6 protein-coding genes are annotated in these 6,626 nt (G+C 44.6%); 2 read left to right on the plus strand and 4 right to left on the minus strand.

Going from position 1 to position 6,626, the window contains the following annotated elements; all coding sequences use genetic code 11:
• The 3 genes from ACWB0I_RS15280 to phoU all read right to left on the minus strand — a co-directional run.
• Positions 1-350, minus strand: a 350-nt coding sequence (locus tag ACWB0I_RS15280) for an adenylosuccinate synthetase (RefSeq protein ID WP_479388940.1), incomplete at its 3' end; no start/stop codon positions are given.
• Positions 350-1,846: an IMP dehydrogenase gene (locus ACWB0I_RS15285; RefSeq protein ID WP_479388941.1), complete on the minus strand. Its 1,497-nt coding sequence runs from the start codon at positions 1,844-1,846 to the stop codon at positions 350-352. The genes ACWB0I_RS15280 and ACWB0I_RS15285, both read right to left, overlap by 1 nt.
• A gap of 297 nt (positions 1,847-2,143) precedes the next feature.
• Entirely contained in the window at positions 2,144-2,812 is a 669-nt protein-coding gene (phoU, locus tag ACWB0I_RS15290; RefSeq protein ID WP_479388942.1) for a phosphate signaling complex protein PhoU, read from the minus strand.
• Between the two features lie 399 nt (positions 2,813-3,211).
• On the opposite strand from phoU, the gene ACWB0I_RS15295 reads away from it, so the two are divergent.
• Complete coding sequence (locus ACWB0I_RS15295) at positions 3,212-4,495, plus strand: glycine--tRNA ligase (protein ID WP_479388945.1); 1,284 nt, start codon at positions 3,212-3,214, stop codon at positions 4,493-4,495.
• Between the two features lie 152 nt (positions 4,496-4,647).
• Positions 4,648-5,034 (plus strand): response regulator, encoded by a 387-nt coding sequence (locus ACWB0I_RS15300; protein ID WP_479388943.1) that lies wholly within the window; start codon positions 4,648-4,650, stop codon positions 5,032-5,034.
• Between the two features lie 26 nt (positions 5,035-5,060).
• Here ACWB0I_RS15300 and ACWB0I_RS15305 read toward each other — a convergent pair whose 3' ends face one another.
• On the minus strand, positions 5,061-6,176 hold the full coding sequence (locus ACWB0I_RS15305; RefSeq protein ID WP_479388944.1) for a DegT/DnrJ/EryC1/StrS family aminotransferase: 1,116 nt from the start codon (positions 6,174-6,176) through the stop codon (positions 5,061-5,063).
• Positions 6,177-6,626: the final 450 nt, after the last annotated feature.

Here is a 6,626-nt window from a genome sequence, read left to right on the forward strand (position 1 = left end):
ACGCGATCCAGATATTTATGAACCGGAGTAACAATGTGTGCCTGGGCCGAAATCATCAGTTTCTGCGGCGTTACTTCAATGCCCTTGCTCCTTAAGTAGAGGATCTCCTCCTTGAAGGTAATCGGGTCAACCACACAGCCATTGCCAATCACGTTCATGGCTCGTCCGGAAACAATACCGCCCGGGATGAGATGCAGCACAAATTTTTGATCGCCAACAATAACCGTGTGTCCGGCATTGGCCCCACCCTGAAAGCGCACCACCAGATCGGCACGGCTGGCCAGCAGGTCGACGATTTTCCCTTTGCCTTCATCGCCCCACTGGGCGCCCAGTACAATGTAATTTGCCATCAATTACCCCAATCTATTGCTGTGTAGTCATTTTCGCTGCCTGGCAGGTAAATATCATGAGCCTTACCTTCGCGAATGGACAACGCCGAAACCACTTCCAGCTCAGCTTTTTCATGTAATTCACGGATATTGGCCGCTCCTACCGAAGACATGGCGGCCTTGATTTTGGCCAGCGTTTCGGGCAGGTTGTCCCGCAATTTACCAGCGTACTGCACAAATCCTTCCACTCCTTCCACAAAAATTAACTGGTGGTAACGCGCTTCTTTCCATTCCCGTGCGCGGGCCGACCCTTCGCCCCAGTAAGGTTTCATAACGCGATTGTGAATGGTTACTTTTTCTGTAGGCGATTCATCCATGCGGGCAAAATAACGGCCCATCATCACATAATCGGCTCCCAGGGCCAGGGCCACGACAATGTCTTTGGAATTAACGATACCGCCATCAGCCACAATGGGAATGTACTTGCCCGTTTTTTGAAAATAGCGATCACGCGCTTCTGCTACTTTAATGATGGCCGTGGCCAGCCCCCGCCCGGTTCCTTTCTGTTCCTGAGTAATGCAGATCGAACCGCTGCCCATGCCAACCTTTACAGCCCGTGCGCCATGTTCCACCAAAAAATCAAAACCTTCTTCGGTGATGATATTCCCGCCCATCACGGGAATGTGCGGGTAGTGTTTGCGCACCCACTCCAAAGTTCTTTGCTGAAAGACCGAATGGCCGTCTGAAGAGTCGATAGCCAGAAAATCCACGCCAGCTTCCACCAGAGCAGGAACGCGTTCCATGTAATCGTGTGTGTTAATGGCCGCGCTGGCAAAATAGCGTTTGTGTTCATCCAGAATTTCATCCGGATTGTCCAGGTGATTGCGAATATCCTTGCGAAATACCAGGAACAAGAGGCGATCCTGTTCATCGACAATAGGCAAAACCGACTGGTGCGTTTCACGCAAAAGCGTGTTGGCCTGCTTGATGTTGTCAATGTTCACTCCAACGGTCAGCTCTTTTCGGGGAATCATACGTTCTTTCACGGTCAAATCGCCATGCGGCTTGAGGTCGTAATCGTTTTTAGTGATAATGCCCAGGAGATGTTTTTCTTCGTCCACCACAGGAAAGGTGTTGTAGCCCCGCTGTCTCGTCAGGTCGTACAGATCACGGATCAGCATATCCGGAGAAACGGTTTCGGGTGGCACGAATCCGGCTTTGTAACGTTTGATTTTACGGATCATTTCAGCCTGGCTCTCAATGGGCTGTGAACAATAAATGAATGCTGTGCCGCCTAATTTAGCCAGCTCAATGGCCATTCTTACGCCAGAAACGGACTGCATAGCCGCAGCCACGACGGGTACATTCAAATAGTATTTTGAATCTTCTTCTTCCCAGAAAACCATGGGCGTGCGTAAGGAAATATTGTGAATGAGCGTCTTTTCGGTGGTAAGGCCAGGTAGTAAACGGAATTCCATCAGGGTACGCGATGGTTCAAAATAAATTTTTTTTGGCATTGTACTCCCTGTTTTGATTACTATTGGTTGCCCGAATTATACAAAAATTAATGGTAATTTTAAAATAAAAATTAGCGCCATAAGTCCAAAAAGAGACATCGTACTTCAGGATTCTTAAGAAGCATCTTAGTAAGCTGTAACATTTTGTTATTTATGACCGATTGAGTCTAATATTTTTTCTAAAAAGATCCACTTCTCTAAAGAAAGGCCCGCGGCTGTCTGTTCAGCGAAAGGTTGAGATTAAAAATCGGGGATCAGGCACCAAACCGTCCGATTACATGAACTCTGACTTTTTGTTTAGGCCCCTTGCAGCTCTGGCTGGTGCCTGGCAATTTTGCCGGTGATTAAATAGATGACGTCTTCCGCAATATTGGTCGCCAGATCAGCAATTCTTTCCAGATAGCGGGAGAGAGAGAGGTAGTTGAGATAGTTTTTAGTCTTATCGGGATTCTGGGTAATAAGTTTGATCAGCTGATTAAAATTATTACGGTGCAATACATCGACCTGATCATCCATTAGGCAAACATTTTTTGAGGTATTTTCGTCCATATTAATCAGAGCATCCAGGCTCATTTTGAGCATATTACGTGTAATATCGGCCATGTGTTGTAGGTCGAAAGGTTGGGGGAGGTCGACGTCATGAGTGAAATCAAGGGCTCGCTGAGCGATGTTGGAAGCCAGATCTCCCACACGTTCCAGATCGTTATTGATTTTGAGAATGGCCACGATGTAACGCAAATCAATGGCCACAGGTTGGTGCAGCGCTAAAATCTTCAGACAATCTTCTTCAATTTCTACTTCCATTAAATCGATTTCATGATCGCGATTCACGACCTGTTCGGCCAGCGTCCGGTCTCCTGCCTGCACCGATTTAATGGCATCAAAGACCATCTCTTCCACTAAAGAACTTAAAGTCAATAATTTTTTCTTTACCTTCTCAATATCACGAAATAAATGGACACTCATTGGCCTGGCCTCAATTTTGTTGTACAAACGAAATTTAACAAGTTTTAGGGTGGATTCCTAACAAAAGTTGTCTGAATAGGAGCGATCTATTAGGCACAGGCTCCCGATACAGGAAAAGCTAATACTGATAATCATATTCTTCTGAACCATGATTACCGGGATTTAAGGATTGCCTTGATTTTTACTGCCCAATGGAACGTAATTCTCATTTTTAACCGCAGATTCTCGATATAAAAAAACCTAAATCATGGTAATCAAGCAAATCATGGTTCAGAATCAATACCTCCCCAATTTTAAAATTTTTTAGAGTTTTTTATTGAAATCCCTTATATTTGGCACTTAATTTACTTCAATAAAAATCAAGGAGGCTTTGTGGCTGACAAAAACGCAAACAAAGTAATGGATAAACTGGTGTCGCTGGCTAAACGCCGGGGATTCATTTTTCAAAGCAGCGAAATTTACGGAGGCATAAATTCCTGCTACGATTACGGCCCGTTGGGCGTTGAAATGAAAAAAAATATTAAAGAACTGTGGTGGAAATCTATGGTATACGAACGGGACGATATTGAAGGCCTGGATGCCAGCATCCTGATGCACCCAAAAGTGTGGGAAGCATCTGGTCATGTAGCTGGTTTCTCCGATCCTCTGGTGGACTGTAAAGTCTGTAAATCGCGCTTTCGTGCCGATCAGATCGATCTGGAAAAGCCTTGCCCGGTTTGCGGCAATCGCGACTCATTCACCGAAATTCGTCAATTCAATCTGATGTTTAAAACCTTTATGGGGCCCGTGGAAGACTCTGCCCACGTAGTCTTTTTGCGTCCGGAAACCGCTCAAGGGATCTACGTTAATTTTCACAACGTGCGCGAAGCAGCCAGAAGAAAACTGCCCTTTGGCATCGCCCAAATCGGCAAAGCCTTCCGCAATGAGATCACGCCGGGCAATTTCATCTTCCGAACCCGGGAATTTGAACAAATGGAAATGCAATATTTCGTCAAGCCCGGCGAAGACGAAAAATGGTTTGAGTACTGGAAAGAGCAACGCATGAAATGGTACCGCCGCCTGGGACTGCGAGAAGAAAAATTGCGCTTCCACCAGCATGCGCCAGATGAACTGGCCCACTACGCCAAAGCCGCTTTTGATATCGAATACGAATTCCCATTTGGCTGGAACGAAATCGAAGGCATTCACAATCGTACAGACTTCGATCTGAGCCGTCATCAGGAGTTTTCCGGCAGGGACCTTCGTTATTTTGACGACCAAACCAAAGAGCGCTTTATTCCTTACATCATTGAAACCTCGGTCGGTTGCGATCGCACCTTACTGACCTGCCTGGTCGATGCTTACACTGAAGAAGAAGAACGGGTCATTTTGAAACTGGCACCATCTATCGCGCCCATTAAAGCGGCCGTTTTACCGCTGGTTAAACGGGATGGGATGCCTGAAATTGCCAGGAATATCGTGAATCAGATTCGGGGAGATTACCGGATTTTCTACGACGAGGCCGGCTCTATCGGCCGACGCTACCGACGGATGGATGAAGCAGGCACCCCCTTCTGTATTACTGTTGATTCACAAACACTGGATGACCAGACGGTCACCGTACGCGAGCGTGATTCCATGCAGCAGGAACGCGTCCACATGGACGAAATTAAAACCTACCTGGATGAAAAATTAAAAGCCTGAAGCCGGAGATTTATCCGGCTTTTTATTTCTAAAGTTTTCCTTCCTAATCGTCGATTTATTATTTATTGCCAGAAATTTGAATGGCAATTTTCTCGGGTTCGTATTGAATCACTTATTAGTTTAATCAGATGCCATGTGAGGAGTTGAATTTGGTGCCCTCTAAGACTCAAATGAACATTCTACTGGTTGACGATGAATTGATGGTGCTCGAATTAGCTTCAGAAATTCTTTCCTATTTAGGCCACAATGTTCACCTTGCCAATTCCGGTTCAGATGGTTTTCGCATATTTTTAGAGAAAAAAGATGAGCTCGATTTAATCATCGTCGATTTGCTTATGCCGGATATGAATGGCAAAGAATTTTATGAAAAAATCCGTTCTGTGGATAGAAACATTCCCATCATCATTTCATCAGGTATTTCTGAAGCGAAAGAAAAGAAGGCCTTAAAAAAGTTGGAAATTTTTGACGTCCTGGAAAAACCGTACACCGTTCCCCAGCTCGAAGAGATGATTAACAGGGTAAGAAAACTGGTGAAGTGAGCTTACTTCACCAGTTTTGGTATTAATTATTTGTAAAAATCCTGAATCGTATCCAGCACATAATTTTTCTGCGCATCGGTCAACTCCGGATAAATGGGAATGGCCAGGGTTTCTTCAGCCGCTTTTTCAGCCACCGGAAAAGCGCCTTTTTTGTACCCCAGATATGCAAAGCACTCCTGATTATTAAAAGTTACCGGATAGTAAATTTCACAACCAATTTGATGGTCTTTCAAATACTTTAACAATTCATCTCTTTTTTGTACACGTAAAATGTATTGATTAAAGATGTGCCGATAGCCTGCTTTTTTAACCGGAGGGGTTACCCACTTTGCCAATCCGCGTTCTTCGATCCCCTGGTTGTAAAAATCGGCATTTTTCTGACGTCCGGCTGTCCAATCGTCAAGATGTTTTAATTTTACATTGAGTACCGCCGCTTGCAGGGCATCCAGACGGAAATTGCCGCCAATCATTTTGTGGTAATATTTAGGGTGCGCTCCGTGATTGCGTAAATATTTTAACTTTTCGTAAAGCCTTTCATCATTGGTAGTGACCAACCCGCCATCGCCAAAGCCGCCCAAATTCTTGCTAGGGAAAAAGGAAAAACAACCAATATGGCCAATCGAGCCGGCCCGTCTTCCGTCGTGATATTCACTGCCAATAGCCTGAGCCGCATCTTCGATCACGTAAAGATTATGTTTACTGGCAATTTCCATGATCGGATCCATGTCCGCCATCTGGCCATAAAGGTGGACGGGAATAATAGCTTTAGTTTTTTCAGTAATTCTCTCTTCAATTTTTTGAGGATCGATGTTAAAAGTTTGCGGATCAATGTCCACAAAAACCGGTGTAGCGTGTAAACGGGCAATGGAACCAGCCGTGGCAAAAAAGGAATAGGTTGTGGTAATTACTTCATCGCCTGGCTGAATATCCAGAGCCATCAAAGCGATTAACAGAGCGTCCGTTCCAGAGGAGACACCGAGCGCGTACTTCGCCTGACAATAATCGGCCACTGCCTGCTCAAACTCGGCCACTTTAGGCCCTAAAATGAAGTATTGTGATTCGATCACTTCCTGCACTACCGGATCAATTTCGTGCTTGATGGTCTGGTACTGTGCTTTTAAATCTAATAATGGTACCTGCATAGGCCTTCCTTTTCTGTTTACTGATTATTAAGCTTGCAAGAAATGGTGAATTTAGTTTAAATCAGTAACAACATGCAATTAAAATTTTGATCTTTTTTGGCGAATTTCCACACCTCCCACAGCGAACCTTTTTCGGTATGCTGTTAAATTTTGTATTGGTTAGACCCAAGGATACCTTAAATACCAAAGCACCAGAGCACTAAACATTAATCAACTACAGAAAACCCAGCAAAGTCACGAATCCGCTTGCGAGCATTTTTAAATTAAAATTTACGAATTATCTAAGGCAGCATAGCCGCAACCAAAATCAACCAGTAGAGAGCACAAAGATTTAGAAAAAAAATAAAATTTGTTGACATGTAAGGCGAAGACTCAGCAAAGCGGCACAATTCGCTCCCCCTTCCCTTTATTAAAAAAGGGAAGGGGGCCGGGGGGTTAGGATCTTTAACA

This window comes from Caldithrix sp., from assembly GCF_056497305.1.